Source organism: Paenibacillus sp. FSL F4-0125, assembly GCF_038008565.1.
Taxonomy (GTDB): domain Bacteria; phylum Bacillota; class Bacilli; order Paenibacillales; family Paenibacillaceae; genus Paenibacillus_AQ.
This window is the reverse complement of the sequence record NZ_JBBOZJ010000001.1, coordinates 6,173,750-6,199,627: the sequence shown is the minus strand read 5'-3', so window position 1 is coordinate 6,199,627 and position 25,878 is coordinate 6,173,750. Positions and strand designations below refer to the sequence as shown.

Sequence of the window (25,878 nt, the reverse complement as noted above, 5' to 3'; positions counted from 1 at the left end):
TAACAGCTTTCGAGGAGGGAAATGAAGATGAACAAAGGACGCGTTGTAAGCATTATGGGTCCGGTTGTCGATATTGAATTTGAACGCGGCCAGTTGCCCGAGATATTCAACGCTATCAAAATTGAAACCGTCTTGGACAATGGTCGCCAGATTAACCTAACACTTGAGGTTTCCAATCACTTGGGAGACAATTTGGTACGTTGTATCGCGATGTCTTCTACAGATGGTCTGGTTCGTGGACTGGATGCGATTGACCAAGGTGGTCCTATTTCGGTTCCTGTAGGGGAAGCGACATTAGGCCGGGTATTTAACGTACTTGGAAATCCAATTGATAACGCTGGTGAAGTTGTTTCCGAAATAAAGAACCCGATTCACCGTTTGGCTCCGACATTTGATGAATTGTCAACACAAGCCGAAATTTTGGAAACGGGTATTAAAGTTATCGACTTGCTCGCACCTTACGCTAAAGGCGGTAAAGTTGGTCTGTTCGGCGGTGCCGGTGTAGGTAAAACGGTAACGATTCAAGAATTGATTAATAACATTGCCCAAGAACACGGCGGTATTTCCGTATTCGCGGGTGTGGGTGAACGTACTCGTGAAGGTAATGACCTTTATCACGAAATGACGGACTCCGGCGTTATTAAGAAAACAGCAATGGTGTTCGGACAAATGAATGAGCCCCCAGGCGCGCGTCTGCGCGTAGCTTTGACCGGTCTTACTATGGCGGAATATTTCCGTGATGTAGAAGGCCGCGATACGCTGCTCTTTATCGATAATATATTCCGCTTTACCCAAGCGGGTTCCGAAGTATCCGCTCTTCTCGGACGTATGCCGTCCGCGGTAGGTTACCAACCAACCCTGGCTACTGAAATGGGTCAGTTGCAAGAGCGTATCACTTCTACCAAAAAAGGCTCCGTTACTTCCATTCAAGCCATCTACGTACCAGCGGATGACTACACTGACCCTGCTCCGGCAACGGCGTTTGCTCACTTGGATGCAACAACTAACCTTGAGCGTAAGATTTCCGAGAAGGGGATTTTCCCAGCGGTTGATCCACTGGCTTCCAGCTCGCGTTTGCTAGCTCCGGAAATTGTTGGTGAAGAGCACTATAATGTGGCACAAGGTGTTAAACAATTGCTGCAACGTTATACCGAACTTCAGGACATCATTGCCATCTTGGGTATGGATGAATTGAGTGAGGATGATAAGGTTATCGTAGCCCGTGCTCGTAAAGTTGAGCGGTTCCTGTCGCAGCCTTTCCACGTAGCTGAACAGTTTACCGGCTTCAAGGGTAAATACGTGCCAATCAAAGAAACTGTACGTAGCTTTAAGGAGATTCTGGATGGTAAGCATGATGATCTTCCAGAAGCAGCGTTCCTTTTCGTAGGTACAATCGAAGAAGCGGTTGAAAAAGCGAAATCGATGTAACACTGAGCTAAGTGAAATGCTTTCGAAGCGAGCTTTACTTTGTAAAGCTAAGTGTATGCTTTCGATGAGAGCTTTACTTCGTAAAGCTTTAAGGAGGAATGGAAGTGAATACCTTTTTGTTGGAAATTGTCACGCCGGAGCATCTCGTCTATTCTAAACAAGTGAATAGCTTGACAGTACGGGGAGTCGAAGGCGAGTTGGGTATTTTGCCTGGACACATTCCGCTTGTGACTCCACTTCAGGTTGCTCCGTTATCCGTCAAATCGGACGGTGTTACGATTTCCATCGCCGTTCATGGCGGGTTCGTTGAAGTGCATAAGGACAAGGTAACAGTGCTGGCCGAAAGTGCCGAGCTGCCAACAGATATTGATGTTGAGCGCGCCGAAGCCGCTAGAGAACGGGCTCAACGCCGTCTCCAGACTCGTAGCAAACAAGATGATATCGATCACCGCCGTGCGGAGTTGGCGCTGCAACGCGCTGTTACACGGATTAAAGTGTCCACTGGTAAAGGACAACAGTAGGTTATTAGCGGTCAAGCTCTAAGCTTGACTGCTTTTTTTTTAATATAAGAGAGTATAAGTTTTACACAATACTTTCTGTCTTATATTTCTCGCATAAACGCTTACCGTCCTTATAAGGACGCCGCTGAATGCGTTTAAGCTTGTTATAGTAATCTATATATTTAAGGTTAAGATTTCTTCATTTTCTTGGATATTGGCATTGAATTGTTTAAAAATTTGTAAAAGTACTGGATTCTTTTGCCCTGCACAAGTATGATATAAGAGTCGATTTCCGAGTAATACGAACACGGAGGGTTAGCATGGGGGATATATTGTCCAATGGATGGTCTAGTGCAGCTGGAACCAGCAGCATGATCTCAATGATTGTTTCTTTGCTCAGTGTTGTATTATCTTGGTGGGCATTGCAGAACCTTAAGCTGGATTTGGTCATAAGATATCCCAAGAGTCCTCAGGGAAGGCTGCTGCACTTGCTTCTGGCCATTGTACTTGGTCGTTTAGTTGCAGGATTCTTTCTGGATTACCTTAGCTGGAGTGGGATGATCCGCTATATGTTTTAGGAATATGGAGTTTGGTTATAAGTGTCATAGGTCGCAGTGGTCAAAAAGTGTCGAATAATAAGGTTTTATTATGTCAACACTGAACTTTAAGGAACATGCCCGGCTAAAAGGGCATATTGATGGAGTATGCGAATTTTTTTGCAATTACTTTTAATCTAAAAAAATAATTTAAGAAATAATGGACGCGGAGGGAAACCGAAAATGAGCAAATTTATCGTCCGCGGTGGCAACAGATTGACCGGGAGCGTGAAAGTTAGCGGCGCAAAAAATTCCGTATTACCGATCATAGCCGCCTCTCTATTGGCAGAAGAAGGAGTAAGCGTCATTGTGGACGCACCTCCGCTTGATGATGTAATGACGATCTCAAAAATGCTGGAATCTTTGGGTGCAGGGGTTACATATCAAAACGATATTATCCAGGTGGATGCTACAAACATCACTTCCTGTGAAGCACCTTATGAATGGGTACGAAAAATGCGGGCGTCTTTTTTAGTCATGGGACCTCTGTTATCTCGGCTTGGTCAGACAAGAATTTCTTTGCCTGGCGGCTGCGCCATTGGCACACGACCGATAGATCAACATTTGAAAGGATTTGAAGCGCTTGGTGCGGAGATTAGTCTCGGCCAGGGCTACATTGAAGCGAAAAGTAACGGTCGCCTGCGCGGAGCCAAAGTGTATTTGGATGTAGCTAGCGTGGGTGCGACCGAAAATATAATGATGGCAGCAACACTAGCCGAAGGTGTGACCGTGATTGAGAATGCGGCCAAAGAACCTGAAATTGTAGACCTAGCCAACTATTTGAACGGCATGGGTGGAATCGTGCGCGGTGCAGGAACAGGTGTTATCCGTATTGAAGGTGTTGAACGTCTGCATGGCGTTAAGCATCATGTGATTCCTGACCGTATTGAAGCCGGCACCTATATGGCTGCTGCAGCAATTACAGGTGGCGATGTATATGTGGAAGGCGCAATCGCTGATCACTTGGGACCTGTCATTGCTAAAATGGAAGAGATGGGCGTAACCATTATTCCTGATGAGAACGGGGTTCGTGTAATTAGTGACAAACCTCTTAAAGCTGTTGATTTGAAGACTTTGCCGTATCCAGGCTTTCCAACGGATATGCAGTCACAAATGATGGCATTATTGCTGCGCTCTGAAGGTACTAGTGTCGTTACGGAAACTGTATTCGAGAACCGATTCATGCATGTGGACGAATTCCATAACATGAATGCTGAGATTAAGATCGAAGGCCGCTCAGCAATCGTTACAGGTAATGCACAATTGGTCGGAGCCAAAGTATGTGCTACGGATCTACGTGCGGGAGCTGCGCTTATTTTGGCAGGTCTGGTTGCTGAAGGTACTACTGAGGTAAGTGGAACTCATCATATTGACCGCGGATACGTACATTTGGCTGAGAAGCTGTCTGGACTAGGTGCGGAAATATGGCGTATTTCCATGGAAGACACAGCTGTACAAACAGTGAAGGATGAAACTCTTAAACCAGAAGTCGCCAAGAGCGAATCGAATAAAAGCGAAGAAGTTAAACCTCGCTTTCAGGTTCAAGCAACTTGGGTATAATATCAGTCATTAGGTGAGATCAGGCTGCAGTGATGCGGCCTGGTCTTTTTTTATTGTTAAGAATGTATCTCTAAATCCTCATCTAGTGGGGATTTTTTTGGTTTGTATTTCTCAAACACGGGGCATAGTGATAGATACGAGAATGCTACTCTCTTTCTCTCAAATGTTGTTCTAGTAGTTGCTTTAAATTCATATCTATAAGAATCAACAGTGACTCACGGAAGGAGCCATAGAGATGAAAGATTTCCACTACTTGCGACGTAACAAGTCAACGCGCTGGCACTCGCGTCCCCTTGGTCCCCGGCTCAGGCGACTTGGTCCCGTCGCCTGGTTCGCAGCGCCTATCCTGGCGGCGCTGCTGATTCCACTGGTGGTTGTCCCGCTGCACCGGGGACAACCGACGCCTCCGGCTCTGCCGGCGGTTACGGCCGCACCGGCCGCACCCGCAGGGCCGGAGGCGGCTGCGCAGGAAGCGCCGCAGCCGAAGGTCTCCGTCTATTTGTCGCGTAGCGGACAAATAGAGACATTGCCGCTGGAGGACTACGTCAGCGGCGTGCTTGCGGCCGAGATGCCGGCCAGCTTTGAGCTTGAAGCGCTCAAAGCACAGGCAGTAGCGGCCCGCACCTTTATCCTTCGCCGCCTGCTGGCTGGCGACAGGAGCGGCGTCCCCGTTCCGGGGGCGGATGTAACCGATACGGTAAGCCATCAGGCTTACGTATCTAAGGACACGCTGGAACGGGAGTGGAAGCTCGGCGGAAGAAGCGCCGAGCTCGCTAAGCTTCAGCGCGCGGTCCTTGAGACGCGCGGTGTCATTATGACCTATAAAGGGCAGCCGATTACGGCCTCCTTTTTCGCCTCCAGTGGAGGATATACGGAGAACTCGGAAGAATACTGGAATGCGGCTATTCCCTATCTGCGCAGTGTGACGAGTCCTTGGGAGAAAGAGATTACGCCAAACTATGCGGTGACAACGACCTTCACCATTTCGGAAATACTTACTAGACTTGGGTTAAACGACAGCGTAATCCCTGCTTCCAAAGAAATGACCCATTCAGTCCCAACTAAGAAGATATCTACTTCTTCTGAATTGCCGGTAGAAGTGTTGTCTCTTACCACTGGACATCGGGTTAAAGAAATCTCTATCGGCGGTACTATTTTTACTGGAAGAGAAGTAAGAGAGAAGCTAGGGTTACGTTCCAGCCAATTCAGTTGGGGTCGAAAAGGGAACAAAATCTTTATAACTACCTTCGGAAATGGGCATGGTGTGGGAATGAGTCAGTGGGGAGCAAATGGAATGGCAAAGGAAGGCGGAACGGCTACTCAAATTCTCAAACACTATTACAGTGGTATCTCTTTTACGCAAATCTCAACTCTTCTGAAAAAATAACTTGAAAGATACGTATAAAAGATAGAAGCCCGGTAACACTGGTTACTGAGGTGATAACCATATGAATGAACAAGACAAAAACAAAACAAACCATGATGAATCTCTCAAAAAATCGCAGGGAGATTCAGGTGCTAAACCTTCTTCATGGAGCAAGATGTTATCTAAACGTTGGGTGTTCCCAGCAGTCTACACGGCGGCAGCGGCAATTATACTAACCTTGGTGTGGGTCTATCAGGATGCCGGCCAAAAGCCGCTGGACACCGCCGCCACAACACAGCAAGTAGGAGCTTCGACTAACGAAGCTGGTACTGCTAACAGTAATCCAGATGCCCTTGAAGTTCTTGCTTCAGCGGAAAGCTTGGCTTGGCCAGTAGCCAATCCAGGGGAAGTAGAAGTGGTCAAGCCGTACTATGATGAGAATGGTACAGAGGATAATCACGTTGCCGCCATGGTGCAGTATAACGACAAATTTATTCCTAATGTCGGTATTGATCTTGCCCGTGAAGACAACAACACATTCGACGTTAAAGCAGCGCTTAGCGGTGAAGTAACTAGAGTGGAAGATGTTGCGGTATTAGGTAAGGTAATTGAGATTACTCATCAAGGTAACATGAAGACCGTGTACCAAAGTCTTGGCGACACGAAAGTTAAAAAAGGCGATGTTGTGAAACAAGGGGATACTCTTGCAACAGCAGGTCGCAGTGAACTCGAGAAGAACCTCGGTAATCATGTACACTTTGAAGTGTATAAGGATGGTAACGTAGTTAATCCATCTGAGTTATTGCCAGGGCGATAAGAATAGCTATAGCGGGGGGCGAAAGCCCCCTATTTTTTTGTGAACAAGGCTCTTCTTAAGCTGCATGCTTATAAAGAGCCTTATTTTCTGCGAGAAACGGCTGCATGTTCTAAAGGACTAATAACGTTCCGGCTTGCGAATAACAAGGCTTCTTAGGTTGTCCATTAAATAAAATGAGCCCTCCCAGGCTTGTCATGTCTTGAAAGCGCGAATATATAAGCCCGCCCCTCATATAATGTACCAAACTATCCACAGTTGGGAGGCGGGAGCGTGCACGATTACATCAAGGAACGTACGATCAAAATCGGACGCTGCATCGTGGAAACCAGGCATACGGTCCGGACCATAGCCAAGGAATTTGGCGTTTCAAAGAGCACGGTGCACAAAGACTTGACTGAGCGTCTGCCAGAGATCAATCCTGATCTGGCTGATCAGGTGAAGCACATTCTTGAATATCACAAATCCATCCGACATCTTCGGGGGGGAGAAGCCACAAAAATTAAATATAAAAAAACGACGGGGAAAAAGCGTGAGGTTGCTGTAGCATCAAAGCCATGAGATTTTCGGAAATTTAAGGAAATATTCAGCTTTAAAACATTGTGTACTTCCCCTAAAGTATGTTATTTTTAAATTTAGTACTAACTGCTGTTTTTTCAATTAAAATAACACTTTGGGGGCTCTTTCATTATGTTTAGCAAGGATATCGGAATCGACCTCGGCACGGCCAATGTGCTCATACATGTTAAGGGAAGGGGAGTCGTTCTGGATGAACCTTCCGTGGTCACACTTGAAAGTGATACGAAGAGAGTCCTTGCGGTGGGAGAACAGGCACGTCGCATGGTTGGACGTACACCTGGAAATATAACAACTATCCGTCCTTTACGGGATGGTGTCATTGCGGATTTTGAAATCACGGAAATGATGCTGAAGTATTTTATTGACCGTGTTGGCGGTCGTACCTGGTACTCACGGCCTCGCATTCTGATATGCGCCCCTACAAATATTACATCTGTGGAACAGAAGTCCATAAGGGAAGCGGCAGAACGTAGCGGGGCTAAGGAAGTGTTTATGGAAGAAGAGCCAAAGGCCGCTGCGATTGGAGCGGGAATGGACATTTATCAACCAAGTGGAAATATGGTCGTCGATATCGGTGGCGGAACGACGGATGTAGCCGTACTTTCTATGGGCGACGTCGTTACCGCTTCTTCGATTAAAGTCGCTGGAGACAAGTTCGACGAGGCCATTTTAAGATATATTAAACAAAAGTATAAATTATTGATCGGTGAACGGACAGCAGAGGATATTAAGGTTACTATTGGTACGGTTCGACCTGGTTTGATGAAGTCCGAAATGGATATTCGCGGCCGGGACATGGTAAGCGGACTTCCCCAGACGCTCACTATTACGGCTGGTGAGGTAAAGGAAGCGTTGTGGGATCCGGTTTCTTCCATTGTGGCTGCGGCTAAATCGGTACTGGAGCGTACACCACCAGAATTGTCTGCGGACATCATTGACCGGGGTGTTGTTCTTACTGGCGGAGGTGCTCTGCTTAACGGATTGGACGAGCTGCTCTCAGAAGAATTACATGTACCTGTCTGGGTTGCGGAAGACCCTATGCATTGTGTAGTAAAGGGAACAGGGATTATGCTGGACAATTTGGACAAGGTCGTTAAGAAAAAGTTCTAAGCAGCCGATATAAAAGGTAGCATTAGATTCGGAAGGAGACTACCTTCATGATAAGAGGATTATATACGGCAGCTGCAGGTATGGTTGCGCAGCAACGTAGACACGATACGGCAACACAGAACATTGTTAACTTAAATACAACGGGATATAAGCAGGTGGATAGTGTTAATCATGCTTTTCCGGATGTCTTGATCTCGGCTATGAGTAATGGCAATACTACGCCGGTTGGGCGCCTTAACACGGGGGTTTTTGCAGAACAGTCGATATCCCAATACTTACAGGGTGATTTAAGGGAGAGCGGCAAGTCTATGGATTTTGCTTTATCTACGGATTTGCAAGTCACGGACCCTGTGACGGGTCAGAATATATCTTTTGATGGTTCGGGGAAATATGTAAGCCCTGATGGTGAGGTTATTTACCGTCCACAGGCTTTTTTTACAGTACAGGATGCTGAAGGCAATAACTTATTTACCCGAAATGGAAGTTTCTCAGTCAATGCAGCTACGGGAGAAGTGTTGAGCAGTGGAGGTTTCAAGGTTCTTGATTCCACTGGCAAGCCTCTTGTCTTGACAGGAAATCAGGACACCCTTAAAGTGGACGGGCAGGGGAATGTACTAAATCCAGAAACAGGACTTCCGACAGGGACCAAGATTGGTGTGAGTGTAGTTACAAAGCCGCAGGAGCTTGTACGTGATGGTAAAGGTGTGTTTCACGCTGATGATATAGCGGCGGCGGACATTCGTTACTCCAATGCAACTGATAACTTGCAGGTGCGTCAAGGATACTTAGAGGGCTCCAATGTTGATCCTACCCAGGTTACTGTAGATTTGAATGCTGCATACCGGGCTTATGAAGCGAACCAAAAGATCGTTCAATATTATGATAGCAGCTTGCAAAAGGCTGTAACTGAAGTCGGCAGGGTATAGGCACTACTTATGAACTGAGCTTTACAGGTAAAGCTTATAGGAGGTTTGATCTATGAACAACTCAACGATTAGTGCAGCAGTCTCCATGTCCAGCCTTCAGAAGCGGCTTGATATTATAGCGGATAATCTAGCCAATATGGATACAAATGGCTATAAGAGCAAGCAAGGCTCCTTTGAGGATGTGCTGACTCGTGTACAGCAGCAATCAGATGACTATGATCAGCCGGGCCGCGCTACACCGCTGGGTTTTAATATCGGTTTTGGGACTTATGTGCCTTCGATTACGACCAATTGGGAAGAAGGACCTCTTAAAGAAACCGGTAATCCAACCGATTTGGCGATTCAGGGGAATGGGCTTTTTGGAGTTCAGGTCAATGGAACTACAGCTTATACACGACAAGGTGACTTTCACTTTACTCCGGACACTGCCGATGCAACGAAGATGGTCCTTGTAGATAATACGGGGAATCCGGTACTGAATACAGCAGGTAATCCTTTAAGGGTCTCTGTGGGCGTGAATGCGGCTATCGATGAATCTGGTCGTGTATTAACGAAACAGACTGAGAATGGACCTGTTCAGGTAGCGGGTACTATAATGATTGTAGAACCTAAGACACAGAATGCTTTAAAGGCAGTGGACGGAAATTTCTATATGCTTGCCGATGGAGTAACAGTACAGCAGGCTTTTGTTCAAAGAGCGGCAGGTGAGGCTTCTGGAATTGGAGTGCGCTCAGGGTGGCTGGAGCAGTCGAATGTCGACATGACCACAGAAATGACAGAAATGATGCAGATTCTACGTACGTATCAACTCGCAGCTCGGGCGCTTTCTTCCAGTGATCAGATGCTAGGTCTGGCCAATAACATGCGCGGGTAGAGGTGAAGGAATGGAACGTCAGAAAAAGGTAAAATCGGAAGACAAACCCGAAGACAAGAAAGAGACGAAGCAGCGAGGATTATCAAAATGGACACTCATCCAGTGGATTCTTATTCCTTTGCTTCTCGTTGCTGCACTTGGAGGCGGGCTGGTCGTCGGTTACGTCGTCCTTGGCAAAAAAGAGTTTAGCGATGTTATACAATGGAGCACATGGAGACATGTATATGATTTGGTTTTTGCTCCATAATTAAAGAGGATAATGACTCCCTTGTTGTATAAGGGAGTTTTCTTTTTTATACGGATAAATGTATAATGGTGGGGGGCCACGGGCAGCAAAAAGGGCCCTCTCCGCTATGCTGTCGCATCCGTTGGAGAAAGCCCCTTATCTTAACCTCCACTTCTGCAGGTGGTGAAGGATAGTTATAGTTTTTACCGAAGCTGCCTAAATTTATGCATTTCGGCGAAGAATAAATGAAGTATCATCCGAAAGGAGTTTTGTTATAATGCTGGATATTAACCAAATTCAAGAAATCATCCCCCATCGGCCTCCATTTCTGCTGGTGGACAAAATCACAGAGATTGAAATGGGTAAACGAGCTGTAGGCATCAAAAATGTAACGATCAATGAACCTTTCTTCGCAGGTCATTTTCCTGGTTATCCGGTAATGCCGGGTGTATTGATTACAGAAGCGCTTGCTCAAGTTGGGGCGGTTGCTATTCTGGGGGTAGAAGCGAATCGCGGCCGAATTGGATTTTTAGCTGGGCTGGATGGATTCCGTTTCCGTGGTCAAGTTGTACCGGGAGATACGCTCACTCTTGAAGTGGAGATTACCCGTCTTAAGGGCAGTATTGGAAAAGGACAAGCTACTGCATCGGTTGATGGAAAAGTTGTTGCCTCTGGGGAAATTATGTTTGCTCTGAGCTAATATTAATTAGCGAAAATATATTATACATGGAGAAGGAGAGATTCTAAATGACTCAATTAAGCCCAAAAGCGGCAGAAACCTTATCTCGCTGGCTGGAGAACGCCTCTGTCGATGAGTCTACGAAGGCGGAGTTGCGTGCGTTGGAGAACGAACCACAGGAGCTTGAGGAACGATTTTATAGAGATCTAGAATTCGGTACAGGTGGTCTACGCGGTGTAATTGGTGCGGGTAGTAATCGTATCAATCGTTATACGGTAGGCAGAGCTACACAAGGTTTCGCTAATTATATTCTGGAAAAGCATACTGGAGAGGGAAGACCTTCTGTTGTTATCGCTCATGACTCCCGTCGATTCTCGCCAGAATTCACGCTTGAGGCTGCTTTAGTATTGGCTGCTAATGGCATTGAGGCTCATTTATTCACTTCTCTGCGATCAACACCGCAACTCTCGTTCAGCGTGCGTCATTTGAAGGCAACGGGTGGTATTGTTATTACTGCAAGTCATAATCCGCCAGAATATAACGGGTATAAAGTTTATAATTCTGAAGGGGGACAGCTTGTTCCTGACGAAGCCGAAAAGGTCATTTCTTACATATTAGGGGTTGACACTTTTGATGGTGTGAAACGGATTTCCCAAGAAGAAGCGGAGCGCCAAGGTCTGCTTCACTGGCTTGGTGAGAAGGATGACGAAGCGTTTACCGATACTGTCGCTGCGGTTAGTCTTGCAAGTGAAGAGATTGCCTCCACGCTTGGAAAAGACTTCAAAATCGTATACACCCCGCTACATGGTACTGGTAATCTGCCAGTTCGTCGTGTGCTTGAGAAAATTGGGTTCACACAGGTGCATGTAGTACCTGAGCAAGAGCAACCAGATTCCGAATTTTCTACTGTGAAATCGCCGAACCCAGAGGAGCGCGAAGCCTTTACACTGGCTATGAAGCTGGGTGAAGAGTTGAATGCGGATCTCTTAATTGGTACGGATCCCGATGCAGACCGTATGGGTGCAGTGGTTCGCGACAATGAGGGTAAATTTGTTGTTTTGTCGGGCAATCAATCTGGAGCTCTGATGATTCATTATTATTTGAGCCGTTTACAGGAACAAGGTAAGTTGCCTAGCAATGGTGCAGTTGTGAAGACTATCGTGACGAGCGAGATGGGAGCTGCTGTAGCTTCTCATTATGGTGCAACTGTATTTAATACGCTAACGGGCTTCAAATATATTGGCGAAAAAATGACTCAATTCGAACAATCCGGAGATTACACATATCTTTTCGGTTATGAAGAAAGCTATGGTTATCTTGCAGGTAACTATGCCCGTGATAAGGATGCCGTTCTTGCGGCTATGTTGATCGCTGAAGCAGGTGCTTATTACAAAGCTCAAGGCAAAACACTATATGATGTTCTTCAGGAATTGTATGAGCAGTTCGGATACTTCTTGGAAAGCCTGGAGTCCCGTACCTTAAAGGGTAAGGATGGCGTTGCGCAAATTCAAGGTATTATGAATGATTGGCGTACGAATGCGCCACAAGAAATTGCCGGATCTGCCGTTACAGAGGTACTGGATTATTCACTAGGCTTGAATGGTCTGCCGAAGGAAAATGTATTGAAATATTTGCTCGCTGACGGTTCATGGTTCTGCCTGCGTCCTTCCGGTACCGAACCAAAAATTAAAGTTTATTTTGCGGTTGTGGGTGAATCCTTGCAGAATGCTAAAGACAAGGTAGCTACACTATCCAAACAGGTTATGGCCCGTGTTGACGGGGAACAATAAAATAAGAATATAGAGCGCATTCTATATTGTGAAATTATATTTTTTACGTAGAAACGGGTACCGTCTCTAAAAGGATGACGATCCGTTTCTACTTTTGTAAAAAGAGTTTTAAAGTGAAAGAGGAGGTACTTTTGGTGCAGCAAAAATGGCAACGTTGGAATATTTCTTCCCGAAAGTGGCTGTGGATTATAGTTGTGGTTGGCGTTTTAGCTGCCCTGCCTGTTGTCTATGACCGTCTGCAGACGGAGAAGTCTTCCAAGACAGTGGAATTTGTATTTGATTATCGTGATTTAGTTGAAGTCGCCAGCTATCGTGCAAATCCGCAGAATTATATTTCTGAACAGTTAGATCGCCTAAAAGATGCTGGTGTTCAGAGCATGGCGATTTACGAAAGCACGCTGGAAGATTATCGTAAGGCGCGTCGTCTAATGATGTGGGGTGCGGCTGATATCGCTAATCTTACCGATACAATCATTCCGGAGAATGAGAATTATACTTATGTTCTTTTTACTAATCCTGATTACTACCAGGCTCTGGCGCCTGTTATTAAAGAGGCATTCGGTAATCTTGGGATTACTTCAAAGGAATGGAGTTTCCGCGGACAACAAGGTCTTATTATTGAGACTCCAATAGAAGATGCTACACTGAAGCCACTTCAGCCAGATCCATTTACACTGGAGATGCTGCATGACAAAGGTTTCACCATTGTACCGCGTCTTGTGGATTCTTTGACTTATAATAAAGCAACAGTTGAGAAGCTGTTGGATCGTTATGAAGAATTGGGTGTAAAACGAATCCTATTCGAAGGAGAGTCCGTTAAAGGGTTTAATGATGATGCCGATACTGGCAGTATCACTGACTTTGCAAACCTCCTTAAAGAACGTGGAATCGGAATTGCAGCGATTGAAAATATTAAGAAACAGCAGAAGGGCTTTAACAAGCTTGCTTATTTGCTGGACTATAACGTAACACGGTTATATTCCCTTAGTGAAGGTGATTCTGCCTTAGATCCAAAAGTGATCTCGGATCGTTTCGCTTTGGCAACAAAGGATCGTAATATCCGCATGATTTATTTAAATACGATTCCTTCACGGAATACAGCTAAGGCACAGATAACAGATACGCTGGACAACCTTGTCACGAGTCTTAGTGATCCTGGTGGTGCCGTTGAGCAGATCAAAGACAATGGGTTTAAGTTAGGACAAGCTACGGCTTTTGAGGTTGTAGATTCGTCTTATCAGCGTTACTTCAAGCTAGTTGCAGTAGTTGGCGCAGTCTCGTTAGTGGCGCTGCTGATTTCTTACTTTATTCCTTGGCTTACGATCCCAGCATGGGTGCTAGGATTACTGGGAAGTGCAGGCCTGCTGGTATTGAAACCAGAGCTGTTTGAGCAGGCACTGGCGCTAGCGGCCGCGATAAGTGCACCAACTCTTGCGGTTGTACTTGCCATTCGTAAGGTCAATGAAATGGGGCCTCCTTTACGGGGCAATAACCTTACCTATAAGGCTATGAGCCCGCAACGTCGGTTCACGCATAGTCTGGTGCTTTATCTGAAGACCTCATTAATTTCTTTGAGTGCTGTGCCATTCGTGATTGCACTGCTCAACAACATAACCTACAGTTTAGTGCTGGACCAGTTCCGTGGTGTTAGTCTACTGCACATGGCACCTATCGGCCTTGTGGCACTATATGTACTTTTATACCGTGGAGAGTTTGTTTTCAACAAAACAGGCAAGCTGCTTCGGACACCTATTACACTGGCTTGGGTTATTGCCGCTGCGGTTCTTGGGGTAGTGGGGATGTATTATTTGAGCCGAACTGGAAATGGTGGCAACGTAACACCTTTAGAAATGGCTTTCCGTACATTCCTTGAGAATACGGTCGGTGTCCGGCCACGTAACAAAGAATTTTTACTGGCTCACCCACTCTTAATTTTGGGTGCATTCCTAGCCTTTAGATACCGGAGTGCAGCGTTTATCATGATTATTGCCGTAATCGGTCAGCTCTCCATGGTGGATACCTTTGCACATATTCATTCACCTGTTCTGATCTCGCTGGTTCGCGGATTGCTCGGTCTTGGTCTCGGACTGATCATTGGTATAATTGCCGTAATCGTATGGCAGATTGCAGAAGGGTGTTGGAAACGATGGTCGCCACTCCTAAAAAAATAGTTATCTCTGGTTACTATGGTTTCAGTAACAGTGGAGATGAAGCGGTGCTACAGTCCATTCTAATTGCACTGCAGAAACAGTCTCAAGCTTTGGGTATATCCATTGAGCCTATAGTGCTATCGATTGATCCTGAGTGGACCAGTGCCACATACGGAGTGAAATCCGTGCACCGGATGAAGCTTGTCGAAGTCCGCCAAGCGATTTATGAGAGTGCTGGTCTGATCAGTGGTGGGGGCAGCCTGCTGCAGGATGTAACAGGTAGCAAGACCATTCCTTACTATTTAGGTATTTTAAAGCTTGCGCAGTGGATGGGTAGACCCACCTTTATCTATGCTCAAGGTATCGGACCTGTGAATCGCAAACTTTTTCACCCGTTAATCAAATCCGTGTTTCGCAAATGTAACTATATATCTGTGCGGGATGAACAATCCCGCGAACTTCTCCTATCTATGGGACTAGAGCAGAAGAACATAGAGGTTGTTCCTGACCCAGTTTTGGGCTTGTCTCTGCCTGAGGAGACTGGTTCTGCAGGACAGCCGCCTTCTTCGGGTGTACTTCCTGTAGTAGGAATATCGGTACGTTATTGGGAACAAGATCGCAAGGAATTGGATGCACTTGTGCAAGGATTGATTAAGGCGAATCTTGATAAGCCGTTGCATTTAAGATTCCTTCCGTTTCATTTTCCAACTGATAATGAAGCCTCGCGTTATGTGATGGAGCGCTTGGAAGAAAGCATAACCGAACATGGTGGGCAGGTCAGTATTTGTGAGGATGCTATTCACCCACAGCAGATGCTACGGGAAGTGGGAGTATGCGATGTTCTGATCGGTATGCGACTTCATAGCTTGATATACGCGGCTGGAAGACGTGTTCCACTGATAGGTATTTCTTATGATCCGAAGATCGATCATTTTCTGGAAAGAATCCAGTGCCATCCTGTTGGAGCAACAAACGCACTTGATGCTGAACATGTTGCTGCCGAGATTGTCCATCTTTTGAACACAGGTCAGGAATGGAGAACAGAACGTAAAGATGTCATTTCCAAGTTGATTCAAGAAGCAGGGGCACCAGCTCGGCAAATTGTAGAATATTTTCACCATAAAGGATGATCTAAAGTGAAAGCAGAAAGCGCGGTACCTACAGTTCCTATTTTTGGGATTAGAGTCTCGAAAGTTGATATGGCAGCAACAGTTGCCTATTTGACGGAGGCTGTTCATACCCGTATCCCGCATCAAGTGATTACAGCAAATCCGATTATGGTTATGGCTGCACTGGAAGATCCAGCTTATATGGATATTATGAAATCGGCTGAATTGGTTGTCCCCGATGGGACGGGCGTTGTATGGGCTGCTAATTATTGTAATGAGCCGGTATCAGAACGGGTAGCAGGTTATGATCTGTTACATGAATTGATGCGACAGGGTGAAAGATATAGTTGGAAGGTATATCTCCTTGGTTCTACGCCTGAAGTGATTCGGGAAACCGCTGAAAGGTTACAATTGCAATATCCGGGTGTTATCATTGCAGGATATCACGACGGATATTTTGGTCCGGAAGCAGATGAAGAAATTGTTGCTGGAATTGTTAAGGTTAATCCTGACCTACTATTTGTTGCCAGAGGTGCGGATAGTCAGGAACCATGGATTGCTAAATATAAATCCAAACTGGGTGTTCCTATCATGATGGGGGTCGGCGGCAGCTTTGACGTGATTTCTGGAAAGAGTAAAAGGGCACCAAAAGCCTTCCAAAAAATGAGAATAGAATGGTTGTACCGCCTCCTAAAAGAGCCTACTCGGTACAAACGAATGCTTGCACTGCCGAAATTCGCATTAAAAGTGGTGCGTGAGAAAGATAAAGTAACAAAAGTCTAGTGAAATGCCGATATTCACCTAGAAAATCAGATAAATAGCCTAAATAAAGGATTGGAATTTGTTTTTGTAACAGCGTATAATTCAATGCGGTAGAGAAATGGGGGTCGACTGATCAAATGTTAATCATATACATCGCTGGATTTATCGTATGCATGGGACTCGCACTTGGCCTCACACCTTTGGTGAAGAAATTCGCCATTAAGATTGGTGCAACAGATGTGCCGAATGCTCGTAAAGTGCACACGAAAATAATGCCCCGCCTTGGCGGATTAGCTATTTTTCTAGCGTTTGTGTTAGGCCTGCTTGCCGTATTGCCGATTATTCCATACGAGTTCACTCCGCGGGAGGTCAACTTCATTAAAGCGCTGCTGTGTGGCGGCGGACTGATTGTACTTATCGGGGCACTTGATGACCGATTTGAATTATCAGCAAAAGTGAAGCTACTGGGCCAAATTATCGCAGCATGTATCGTTGTTTTCGGCTTTGGTATTACTGTAGATTTTGTGAATATTCCATTTAACAATACGTATTCCTCACTGGAGAGCTGGATTGCTATCCCGCTTACGATTTTCTGGATTGTCGGTGTTACCAATGCCGTTAATCTGATTGACGGGCTGGACGGGCTTGCGGCTGGTGTATCAGGAATTGCTATTGCTACGATTGCGGCAATGGCTTTCGTAATGGGAAACACCATGGTTGCAATGTTGTGTCTGTTGCTTCTGGGTAGCATTATTGGATTCCTGTTCTTTAACTTCCATCCCGCTAAGATTTTCATGGGAGATACGGGTTCGCTTTTCTTAGGCTTTTGCTTAGCTTTACTAGCCTTGCTAGGATTTAAACAGATTGCTGTAGTTTCGTTTATTACACCTTTACTTATTATCGGTGTACCTTTGTCGGACACGTTCTTTGCGATCGTGCGACGTAAGCTGCAGAAGAAACCAATCTTCGCGCCAGATAAAGGGCATTTGCATCACTGTCTTCGCGAGCTTGGCTTCAGCCATCGTCAGACTGTACTTATTATTTATGGTATTGCTGCATTTTTCGGTATCCTAGCTGTCATTCAATCATCAGCAGCTCTATATGAAGCGAACTGGGTTACGTTCGTGGTCATCTGCATCATGCTATTCTTCCTGCAGATTGGTGCTGAAATCACAGGTTTGATCGGCAAGACAAAACGTCCGCTGATTGATTTCTTTTTAAGAATGCGTATGAAGGCTGATCCGGAAAGAGGCTCTAAGTCCTAAGTGACTAAGCAATTATTCTAAAATTTTCTATATCTAACAAAACTCATTCGATTTCGGATGAGTTTTTTGTTATTTTCCCTAAAAATATCACTACTTATGACCGATAAAGAACAAAGTGAAGGTTTACGAGAACTTATACTCAAAGGAGAGATATAACACATGCAACGCTTTAAGAGACCGTTCGTTTGGCTGATGCTGGCGGCTTTGATCGTTTCTATGTTCCCAGGTAAATACACGCCGTTAGCGGCAGCGGCAACCACGAGCTCTACGACTTTCTTCAGTCCGGATGATCTCACATTACGTAATACCGTTTTGTTGAAGCAGGACGTTGTGCCAACAACAGATAATCAAAACCCAGAGGGGTTAATTAGTCGTTCTAGTGTCTACAAAATAAGTAATCCTACCTTTTCGATTACAGGGACATACTCACAGGTAACTTCATCTACAATGAAGGTTACTGTTGAGCAGCTAACTCAGGATAGCTCAAGCAAAAAATGGGTAACGGATTCGACTCGCTTGACTACAGGAACAGTTACAACAGATAACAATAGTCCGGACAATCGCTTTGTAGCGTCTGGTCTTGTTTTGTATACAGGCTTTAATAAGATTACTTTCTCTGGTATGCAAGGTAATCTTCAACGTTCAGAATCCTTCTATGTGCTATATGATCAAGTGCCTTATGTAACAGAATTAAAAGTATTGGGTGGACCTTCTGCGCTTAATTTAAACGAAGGAACACAGGTTGTTGTGCCGGTATCTACAGTTACTCTTCAAGGTAAAGTAGCGAATGCAACGAAAGTAAGTGTCTCCGTGAATGGCGGGACTGCATTACAGACCTCCTTATTGGAAGATGGAACATTTTTTACACCTGCTTTAAATTTGAATCCGGGTTTAAGTACTCTAAAAATTGTGATTCAAAATGCCTCGGATTCTATAACCATAGACAGATCGGTTTATTTCTTTGATAAGGATCAACCGTTTGCTTCTTTGAACATCAATCATAATTCTGTCGATTATAATATTCTAAATGATAAAATACCTACATTAACTGCTGATCTTAGTCCTAGTGTTGCAGGTTTTACAGGACAAATATTGGTGCCTTACAACGTAGCTCCATTCAAAACAAGTGCTGTACTAACTCTTAATAAAGGTACTGCCAGTACTGAAAAAGTTGTTACGATAAAAAGCGTGGAAGAGGAATTAACTATTCCTGGTCCTGATGGCGTTACTCCAACGTACAAATTGGTTAAATTTACGACTGATACTAATCTAGATATTCTCCCAGGTGTAAATGACTTTAAGCTGTCCGTTGATTATGGCACCCATAGTAGTTCTCATATCTATTCTTATAAATTCTTAAAAGATGAGACTGTTATAACAGAAATGTACTATCTTCCTGGATATACAGGCTCAGGAGCTCTTACAAACATTTCAAAACTGCCTCTAAATGGTCAACAGTTGGAGAGTGATACCTTTTATATTTTGGCAAAAACAAATAAATCAACATCAGCTGTGTTAACTGCTAACTATTTACCTTTGAGTAATAAACCGTTAAGTATATCTCCTGTTACTGAGGCGGTTACTGGTACAAACGAATACGTTTATAAAATTACGGGTTTCTCTAACGGTCAGCAGAAAGTACAGTTCCGATACACAGGATCGGAGTCTTATTATAATGCTGATATTTCATATGTATCTAAAAACTATATTTACGTAAGCAATCTGCAGGACGGACAAACCTACGAATTCGATTCAAGTATCGATAGAACACTGAATGTTAATGGTGAATATATTGGATTTGAGAATATCGAGAGTGCACAAGTACAGATTAATGGTATTGATAGTAATCAATTACCTGATACCAAGAATTCAGAGGGTAAAGTTATTGTAAATAAATTTGCACTTGGTGTGGTGAAGAATGGTTCAACTAGCGACAAGACGACCTTCAATTTCAACTTAGGAATTAGCCAGTCGGGTCCCTTGGTGTACGGTGAGAATAAAATCGTGTTTACAGGGGTCTCTAAAGATAGTACAGGAAATCAGCGGATTATTAAAAAAGAACTGAAACTCTATATCATTGATACCAACATATCTGGGTTGAAGCAGTTCCACCCAACCTTAGGAGATAATCGTCTACCTTTTACATCGACAACTCTTACTAATGAAGTAGAGCGTAATGCAATTCTTGCATTGCCATCTGAAATTATTTATAAGGACGAGAAATATACAACAAGCAAAGATAAATTTGACTTGGTGCTACAAGGAAGCGGAGCTTCGACGTTAAATCTATATCAGGGTTCAACTCTGGTATTTACTTCAACAGGACAAGATAAGCTCCTAACAGACAATCCTGAAGGTCCTATTGGTCCAAAACGTTATCCTGATGAGTTGGCTGCAAATGGCCTGTACTATGAGTACATCGGAAGCGCTAAGAACTTTATCTTACGATTACGTGACATTAAATTTGATGCTCCAGGAAGTCAAGTTTATACACTTGAGCTTATTAATAAGACAGGGGCAAGAACTACACAGCGTCTCGAGGTAGTACGAGAGGTGGCTCCATATCGTCTTCTCTCACCTGTACCAACTGTAGGTAAACAAATCGTTGTTAACAAGAACTTTGTTCGTTTCGATATTGAAGCAGAAGGCGCGACTAAAGTAATTATTGGTAAAGATGAAGCCAAAAAACGCACAGATTTTCCGAATCAAGATCGTTTTACCTATGATTATGTAGGTTTGAAGGCAGACAAATCCACGCCAATTAAGATACAAATCGTCCGTGCTAACTCTACAATTAGCGATACTATAGATGTCTATTATGCCAGTGCGGTACAGATCGACACGCAGTATATGGCGGAGAAGGTAGCTACGAAGTATAGTGTTTTCAATAAAGCCCTGGAATTGAATTTCCCTAAAGGGACAATTATGAAGGGATTTACGAGCTCTGGTGCTGCGAAATATTATCCTAATACAAAATTATTGTTTGGTATTGCGGACCCCGCTGACGGTGTCGTTGAACGAAAGAATGACTACGGGAATATAATTAACGTCACTGGCAGCGATGACAGAACAGAAGGCGGAGGAGGCCAACTTGTGATCCCGCAGGATCTCGCTTTGCGCTTCACATCAACCGTCTCTACAAATAATTTTTCAAGAGTATCTGATATCTACTGGCTCAGTGGAGGTTTAGGAGAAGACGGTGTTAATGTTGAAACCAATGGCGTTACTCCGCATTTTGTGGACGCTAGCGGGAAGACGGGGTATTTTACGCAGTACAGTCAAACTCGTAAAATTGTACCTTCCCAACGCGGTGAATTGACGCTTACTTTTAACTCCAGCATTGTGGATGAAGTGGGGTCGACAATAACAGTATTCCGCTATACCGATGCTGGGAAATGGGAAAACATAGGTGGAGAAGTAGATACGAAGAAGCACACCATCACAGTTCCATTTGATGAGTTTGGTTACTACACTGTTATGAAGCTACGTCGTGGTTTTGTTGATATTACGAATCACCCATGGGGTAGAAATATTATGAATGGATTGTATTCTAAAGGGTTCATGACTAATCTTCGTGCAGATGCATTCGGCGCAGATGATTTAACAACACGTGGAGAATTCGCTACACTACTGGTGAAATCTCTGAGTATTCCTTTAAACTATGATGCCAATAAGCAAACATTCTTCGATATTGTGCCACAAGCGGTTTCGGCTACCTGGGATTTCAAACATATTGAGACTGCTGCTAGGGCAGGTATTGTTACAGGACTAAGTGACGGCTTCTTTGGACCTGACCAAGCTTTAACACGTGAACAAGCGGCGGTAATGATCGCTAGGGCGCTAAAGCTGAAGATGTCTTTGAATGACAGTAAACTCTTGGCAACCTTAAGTAAATCGTTTGTTGATACTAGTAATATGGATTTCTATTCACGCCCTGCCATTGAAGCTGTGTCCAAAGCTAAGATTATGGAAGGAAGCGCCGTGACGGTTACAGGACAGAAGAAACCCGTATATAACTTTAATCCAAAGGGTAAATTGACTAGAGCGGAGGCTGGAAAGATTACAGTTGCGCTCTTGCAAAAGAGTACAAGCATCTTCCCGAAGAACTTTAACTAAAGCAAAAAAATGTTCACCGGCCTGCGAAAAAATATTCGCAGACCGGTGTTTTAATGTAATGAGAGCAATTACCAAAGACATATATTTTGTATTCTTCTTAGATTTACGATACAATAACGTAGAAAATATTATTTTCTGAAAGGTGAAAGCCAACCATGAAACCGATTTTAGCAAAAGCACAGTTGGATTACATGAAAGCCAAGAATATGTTTGAGAATAGAGCAAAAGTGTTAGAAAAGGAAATTGCGGCTAAGCGGGCACTACAGGAGATTACACAGGAGGTTATGGAGGAGCTTGTGCAAGCTACAGGATTCCATGATTCTTACAATGAGCTTGTCGTTGCTGAGAACGCTCTGATCGAATGGTCTCATACTACAATTAAGCATGAAAAGAGCTACCGCGAGAATCGCGCAGCTATTGATGCAATGTACGACAATGTAAACTCAAGTCCTGAAAAGCGTCAGGAATTGATCCAGTTATCTATGAAGATTCGTTAGACCCTACTGTAATAGAAGCAAGCGCCGGCAACGGCGCTTTTTTGTTGCGTTCAGCATGATGCTATCTATAGAGCGGATCTCCGAGTGGTGATGGTAAGTAGTAGCCATCAGCTTACGAATCATCAAAGCAATGAGCCAGGAGGCGAACCGAGAAAGGACATGTTTGATCGAATCTATAAGCGAAGGGTTTTAGGTTATAGCTTTAAGAGCTGAAGCTCAGAAGGGGAGCCGCCATATAAACAGCCTACGGTGAATGTGAGTAATCAGGTCTTTTCGCCCCTTTATACTCAAATTTTGTAGGAATGTTTAAATAAATGGCACTAGTGTTAATGATACTTAGTAAATATTGCATAATGACGTTTAGAAAACGACTATGGTATACTATTTTCCGTGGCAACCCATGATTAACAATAGTTAGTAGAACATACATATGTATCTTCTATTGGGATTGTACCGGAAAACAAAAAAAGAAAATATTTTTTTTGAGAAACCGCAACTTTTCCAAATCTTCTGCGTTTAAGGTGTAGAGTCATTTACACAGGCAGTTGAAATTAACCGGTGGTAAAGCGAATTTAACAAAATGGAAAAATTAGCTTTACGTGACTTGAGGCACATTGTATAATACTTAGGTATAATTAGGAATCTAGTATTGTCATGTCCTGATCATTGTTTACCAGTTTCTGTGATACCCGTCACAGACATTATTTATACTTAATTTGCTCAACTCTGGAAAGGGGGTGCATCGGCTAATGAGTGACACGAGCTACTCAACTAAAGAAAAATCTCAGTTTATGAACGTCCAAGGAGGAGAAAAAAAGGTTATGAAGAAAATTTTATCCGTAGCATTATCTACAGCAATGGCATTCTCGATGTTTGCCTCTGTAGCGTTTGGTGACGCAGCAGCAACTCCGCAACAAAAATTTGACGCTTTGGCAGCAAAAGGTATTCTCAATGGGTACCCAGATGGTCAAGCTCACCTTGAAAAAGATCTTACTCGCGCTGAATTCGCGAAGATCGTTACTAAATTGTTCGATCTTACTGAAGTAACTAACAAATTGTCTTACAAAGACAAAGGTTACAACGCTAGTAACTGGGCAGTTCCTTACATCGAAGCTGTTACTGCAGCTAACTTGATGCAAGGTAAAGATACTGTTAAAGGTATCTTCGACTACAACGGTAAAGTAACTGTTGAAGAAGTGGCGGCTGTATTGTTCCGCGCTTTGAAACTTGAAGCACCAGCAACAAGCGACAACAGTGCATCTGCATGGGCTAAAGGTTATGCTCAAGCAGTAATCGATGCTGGTCTGATTGCTAAAGACACTAACTTCAAAGCTAACGCTAGCCGTTCTTTGGTAGTTGAAACAGCATATGCAGTTGATCAATTGAAAGCAGCTCCTACTGTAGCTTCTGCAGAAGCAGTAAGCCCAACTAGCGTAGTTGTAACTTTCTCTGACAAAACTACTACTACTGTAACTTTGACTACAGCACTTGTAGAAGGCGTTGAAACTTCAATTTCCTTCAAACATAATAACCACGACTACACAACTAAAGTAACTTTGGCAGCTCCTAAGGTTCTTTCCGTAGAAGCTCCAAACGCTAAACAAGTGGTTGTTAAATTCAACCGTGTAATTAGCGCTGATTCTGTGATTGAAGATGGTAAATTGCTTGCTGACACTGTTAAGGTAGTACCTGTAAGCGGAACTGCTGTAACTGTTGTTGGTTCAGCTGCAAGCTTGAATGAAGCTGGCACCGAGTTGACAATCACTCTTGACAAAGTTGATACTGACTACTTGAAGGGTCAATACACAGTAGTAGTAAGTGACAGCGTTCTGACATCAGCTGGAACTAAAGTTGCTACTTACACTACATTGTTGACAGTTGCTGATACAGTAGCTCCAACAGTTAAAGCTATCAATGCTGTTGCTAAAGATTCTACTAAAGAAGTATTCGTACAATTCAGCGAGCCAGTAAAACAATATAGCTTTACTGCTACTGTTAACGGTTCTGCTGTATCTGTATCCAAAGAATCCGCTGATACATTTAAATTGACTACAAATACTGCACTGAAAACTGGTACAGCTAATGATGTAGTGCTTAACAAAGTTACTGACTTTGCTGGTAACGTTGCAAGCTCGCTTAAAACAAGTGTAACTGTAGTAGCTGATACTGCTGCTCCTACGATCGTTAGCGTTACTCCTGAGAGCGATCAATATGTAAAAATTAAATTTAACAAAAAGGTTAACGCTGCATCCTTCAAGGGTAATGTTTCCTTGTTGAAAGCTGACGGCGACAAAGTTGGTAACATGAGCGTTGTTACAACTGACGATAGCGACACAATTAAACTGCAAGTACCTAGTGGTTTCAATTTCCCATCATCCGGAACTTTCACTGGTACACTTTCATTTGCAGCAGCAGTTCGTGATACTTTGGGTAACACTCTTGGATCCACTGTGACTCAAGCAGTTACTTTCGTTAAAGACACTACTGCTCCAACTGTAGTATCTGCTACTTACGGTTCTAGCGGTCTTGTACTGACTTTCAGTGAAGATGTTGTACTTGCAACTGGATCTGTTAGCATCATTGATGAATCCACAGGTACTGTTGTTGGTTCACCAATTACTCAAGCTAATATGACTGTTAAAGGTGCAAAAGTAACTGTTAAGACTAGCACTACTTTGGGCGGAGATTACACAGTTCGTCTGACTGCTGGATTGGTGAAGGATAAAGCTAGAGCAGCTAATGCTTCCGACGCAGCAACTGTTAATCTTACAGCTGAAAAAATCACAACTAACGATGACAAGAGACCTACAGTTACTTCTGTAGTTTATGAGACGGTTTCCTCACAACCTGGATACCATCAGTTCACAGTAACTGCTAATGACAACGTTGGTTTGAATGTAGCTTCACTTCGTGATGTTAGCAGCTATGTTCTAGGCGGTAAAGCTCTACCTTCCGGCTCTTATCCTGTTGTAGCTTCAATCGGTAAAGATGATTCTGCTACTAAACCAGCTACTGCTCATGTGAATGTATTCATTCCAGTAGGTGGAATTACAAAATCTGACTACTACAAGTTTGAAGTTGTTGGTATCTCTGATGCAGCAGGAAACGGACTGGATACAACTACTGCAGCTTCTGCAAATCCTTATATTAAGAACACAACTGCTCCTAAATTGACTGAAGCAGCTATTAACAGCAATTCTACTTACCTGACATTGACATTCTCAGGTAATGTTAAGACTGTTGATGCTAGTGACTTCGATGTTGTTGTAGGTTTGGATGGTAAGGATACAGTTAAAGCAGTTGTAGATGCAACTGTTGGTACTGGTAGCGAAGAAGGTAAAGTATTGTTGAAACTTACTGTTAACGGTAAAGTAATCACAGATTTGAATACTGTTGATTCCTTGACTGTTGAAGTTAAGGAAAATGCTAAATCTGCTGATAACGATGGTCTTACAATTGTTAAAGGTAACAAACAAACTGTAAGATAATTAGCTTCCTTTACGAAGCAAGAATAGCCTCTTCGGAGGCTAT

At 43.9% G+C, this 25,878-nt stretch carries 20 protein-coding genes; all 20 read left to right on the top strand.

Annotation, left to right across the window (positions count from 1 at the left end):
• Positions 1-27 precede the first annotated feature (27 nt).
• The 20 genes from atpD (at position 28) to NST74_RS27560 (ending at position 25,835) form a co-directional block, all read left to right on the top strand.
• Positions 28-1,428 carry a F0F1 ATP synthase subunit beta gene (gene atpD, locus NST74_RS27655; RefSeq protein ID WP_042131367.1) on the top strand — a complete coding sequence of 467 codons (1,401 nt, stop codon included), beginning with the start codon at positions 28-30 and terminating at the stop codon, positions 1,426-1,428.
• Between the two features lie 104 nt (positions 1,429-1,532).
• Positions 1,533-1,949, top strand: a complete 417-nt coding sequence (locus NST74_RS27650) for a F0F1 ATP synthase subunit epsilon (protein WP_042131365.1) — start codon at positions 1,533-1,535, stop codon at positions 1,947-1,949.
• Between the two features lie 299 nt (positions 1,950-2,248).
• The gene (locus NST74_RS27645) at positions 2,249-2,506 is read left to right on the top strand and encodes a DUF1146 family protein (protein WP_042131364.1); all 258 of its coding nucleotides are present in this window, start codon (positions 2,249-2,251) and stop codon (positions 2,504-2,506) included.
• A 201-nt stretch (positions 2,507-2,707) separates the two neighbouring features.
• Positions 2,708-4,084, top strand: coding sequence for a UDP-N-acetylglucosamine 1-carboxyvinyltransferase (gene murA, locus NST74_RS27640; RefSeq protein WP_076119185.1), 1,377 nt, complete (start codon positions 2,708-2,710; stop codon positions 4,082-4,084).
• A gap of 235 nt (positions 4,085-4,319) precedes the next feature.
• The gene (spoIID, locus tag NST74_RS27635; RefSeq protein WP_341115476.1) at positions 4,320-5,471 is read left to right on the top strand and encodes a stage II sporulation protein D; all 1,152 of its coding nucleotides are present in this window, start codon (positions 4,320-4,322) and stop codon (positions 5,469-5,471) included.
• Between the two features lie 61 nt (positions 5,472-5,532).
• Complete coding sequence (locus NST74_RS27630) at positions 5,533-6,267, top strand: M23 family metallopeptidase (protein ID WP_042131362.1); 735 nt, start codon at positions 5,533-5,535, stop codon at positions 6,265-6,267.
• 270 nt (positions 6,268-6,537) lie between these two features.
• Complete coding sequence (gene spoIIID / locus NST74_RS27625; protein ID WP_019915029.1) at positions 6,538-6,825, top strand: sporulation transcriptional regulator SpoIIID; 288 nt, start codon at positions 6,538-6,540, stop codon at positions 6,823-6,825.
• Positions 6,826-6,954: 129 nt separating this feature from the next.
• The gene (locus NST74_RS27620) at positions 6,955-7,953 is read left to right on the top strand and encodes a rod shape-determining protein (protein ID WP_042131361.1); all 999 of its coding nucleotides are present in this window, start codon (positions 6,955-6,957) and stop codon (positions 7,951-7,953) included.
• A 47-nt stretch (positions 7,954-8,000) separates the two neighbouring features.
• Positions 8,001-8,879 carry a flagellar hook-basal body protein gene (locus NST74_RS27615; protein ID WP_341115475.1) on the top strand — a complete coding sequence of 293 codons (879 nt, stop codon included), beginning with the start codon at positions 8,001-8,003 and terminating at the stop codon, positions 8,877-8,879.
• Between the two features lie 52 nt (positions 8,880-8,931).
• The gene (locus NST74_RS27610) at positions 8,932-9,753 is read left to right on the top strand and encodes a flagellar hook-basal body protein (RefSeq protein ID WP_341115474.1); all 822 of its coding nucleotides are present in this window, start codon (positions 8,932-8,934) and stop codon (positions 9,751-9,753) included.
• Positions 9,754-9,763: 10 nt separating this feature from the next.
• On the top strand, positions 9,764-10,000 hold the full coding sequence (locus NST74_RS27605) for a DNA-directed RNA polymerase subunit beta (RefSeq protein ID WP_341115473.1): 237 nt from the start codon (positions 9,764-9,766) through the stop codon (positions 9,998-10,000).
• A 256-nt stretch (positions 10,001-10,256) separates the two neighbouring features.
• Positions 10,257-10,679, top strand: coding sequence for a 3-hydroxyacyl-ACP dehydratase FabZ (gene fabZ / locus NST74_RS27600; RefSeq protein ID WP_042131357.1), 423 nt, complete (start codon positions 10,257-10,259; stop codon positions 10,677-10,679).
• Between the two features lie 47 nt (positions 10,680-10,726).
• Complete coding sequence (locus NST74_RS27595; protein WP_042131356.1) at positions 10,727-12,448, top strand: phospho-sugar mutase; 1,722 nt, start codon at positions 10,727-10,729, stop codon at positions 12,446-12,448.
• Positions 12,449-12,582: 134 nt separating this feature from the next.
• Positions 12,583-14,619 carry a DUF5693 family protein gene (locus tag NST74_RS27590; RefSeq protein ID WP_341115472.1) on the top strand — a complete coding sequence of 679 codons (2,037 nt, stop codon included), beginning with the start codon at positions 12,583-12,585 and terminating at the stop codon, positions 14,617-14,619.
• On the top strand, positions 14,595-15,728 hold the full coding sequence (gene csaB, locus NST74_RS27585) for a polysaccharide pyruvyl transferase CsaB (protein ID WP_341115471.1): 1,134 nt from the start codon (positions 14,595-14,597) through the stop codon (positions 15,726-15,728). Before NST74_RS27590 ends, csaB begins: the two co-directional genes overlap by 25 nt.
• Positions 15,729-15,734: 6 nt before the next feature.
• Positions 15,735-16,490, top strand: coding sequence for a WecB/TagA/CpsF family glycosyltransferase (locus NST74_RS27580; RefSeq protein ID WP_042131353.1), 756 nt, complete (start codon positions 15,735-15,737; stop codon positions 16,488-16,490).
• 116 nt (positions 16,491-16,606) lie between these two features.
• The gene (locus NST74_RS27575; protein ID WP_042131352.1) at positions 16,607-17,734 is read left to right on the top strand and encodes a glycosyltransferase family 4 protein; all 1,128 of its coding nucleotides are present in this window, start codon (positions 16,607-16,609) and stop codon (positions 17,732-17,734) included.
• 159 nt (positions 17,735-17,893) lie between these two features.
• On the top strand, positions 17,894-21,850 hold the full coding sequence (locus NST74_RS27570) for an S-layer homology domain-containing protein (RefSeq protein WP_076119052.1): 3,957 nt from the start codon (positions 17,894-17,896) through the stop codon (positions 21,848-21,850).
• Between the two features lie 155 nt (positions 21,851-22,005).
• Positions 22,006-22,347 carry a hypothetical protein gene (locus tag NST74_RS27565; protein ID WP_042131350.1) on the top strand — a complete coding sequence of 114 codons (342 nt, stop codon included), beginning with the start codon at positions 22,006-22,008 and terminating at the stop codon, positions 22,345-22,347.
• Positions 22,348-23,168: 821 nt separating this feature from the next.
• On the top strand, positions 23,169-25,835 hold the full coding sequence (locus tag NST74_RS27560) for a hypothetical protein (RefSeq protein ID WP_341115470.1): 2,667 nt from the start codon (positions 23,169-23,171) through the stop codon (positions 25,833-25,835).
• Positions 25,836-25,878: the final 43 nt, after the last annotated feature.

What these genes read in the sequence shown, in the direction of transcription:
- NST74_RS27615 (WP_341115475.1), top strand. Translation starts at nt 8,001, where the DNA reads ATGATAAGAGGATTATATACGGCAGCTGCAGGTATGGTTGCGCAGCAA.
- NST74_RS27645 (WP_042131364.1), top strand. Translation starts at nt 2,249, where the DNA reads ATGGGGGATATATTGTCCAATGGATGGTCTAGTGCAGCTGGAACCAGC.
- atpD (WP_042131367.1), top strand. Translation starts at nt 28, where the DNA reads ATGAACAAAGGACGCGTTGTAAGCATTATGGGTCCGGTTGTCGATATT.
- spoIID (WP_341115476.1), top strand. Translation starts at nt 4,320, where the DNA reads ATGAAAGATTTCCACTACTTGCGACGTAACAAGTCAACGCGCTGGCAC.
- NST74_RS27570 (WP_076119052.1), top strand. Translation starts at nt 17,894, where the DNA reads ATGCAACGCTTTAAGAGACCGTTCGTTTGGCTGATGCTGGCGGCTTTG.
- NST74_RS27620 (WP_042131361.1), top strand. Translation starts at nt 6,955, where the DNA reads ATGTTTAGCAAGGATATCGGAATCGACCTCGGCACGGCCAATGTGCTC.
- NST74_RS27565 (WP_042131350.1), top strand. Translation starts at nt 22,006, where the DNA reads ATGAAACCGATTTTAGCAAAAGCACAGTTGGATTACATGAAAGCCAAG.
- NST74_RS27595 (WP_042131356.1), top strand. Translation starts at nt 10,727, where the DNA reads ATGACTCAATTAAGCCCAAAAGCGGCAGAAACCTTATCTCGCTGGCTG.
- NST74_RS27575 (WP_042131352.1), top strand. Translation starts at nt 16,607, where the DNA reads ATGTTAATCATATACATCGCTGGATTTATCGTATGCATGGGACTCGCA.
- murA (WP_076119185.1), top strand. Translation starts at nt 2,708, where the DNA reads ATGAGCAAATTTATCGTCCGCGGTGGCAACAGATTGACCGGGAGCGTG.
- NST74_RS27605 (WP_341115473.1), top strand. Translation starts at nt 9,764, where the DNA reads ATGGAACGTCAGAAAAAGGTAAAATCGGAAGACAAACCCGAAGACAAG.
- NST74_RS27560 (WP_341115470.1), top strand. Translation starts at nt 23,169, where the DNA reads ATGAAGAAAATTTTATCCGTAGCATTATCTACAGCAATGGCATTCTCG.
- fabZ (WP_042131357.1), top strand. Translation starts at nt 10,257, where the DNA reads ATGCTGGATATTAACCAAATTCAAGAAATCATCCCCCATCGGCCTCCA.
- csaB (WP_341115471.1), top strand. Translation starts at nt 14,595, where the DNA reads ATGGTCGCCACTCCTAAAAAAATAGTTATCTCTGGTTACTATGGTTTC.
- NST74_RS27610 (WP_341115474.1), top strand. Translation starts at nt 8,932, where the DNA reads ATGAACAACTCAACGATTAGTGCAGCAGTCTCCATGTCCAGCCTTCAG.
- NST74_RS27630 (WP_042131362.1), top strand. Translation starts at nt 5,533, where the DNA reads ATGAATGAACAAGACAAAAACAAAACAAACCATGATGAATCTCTCAAA.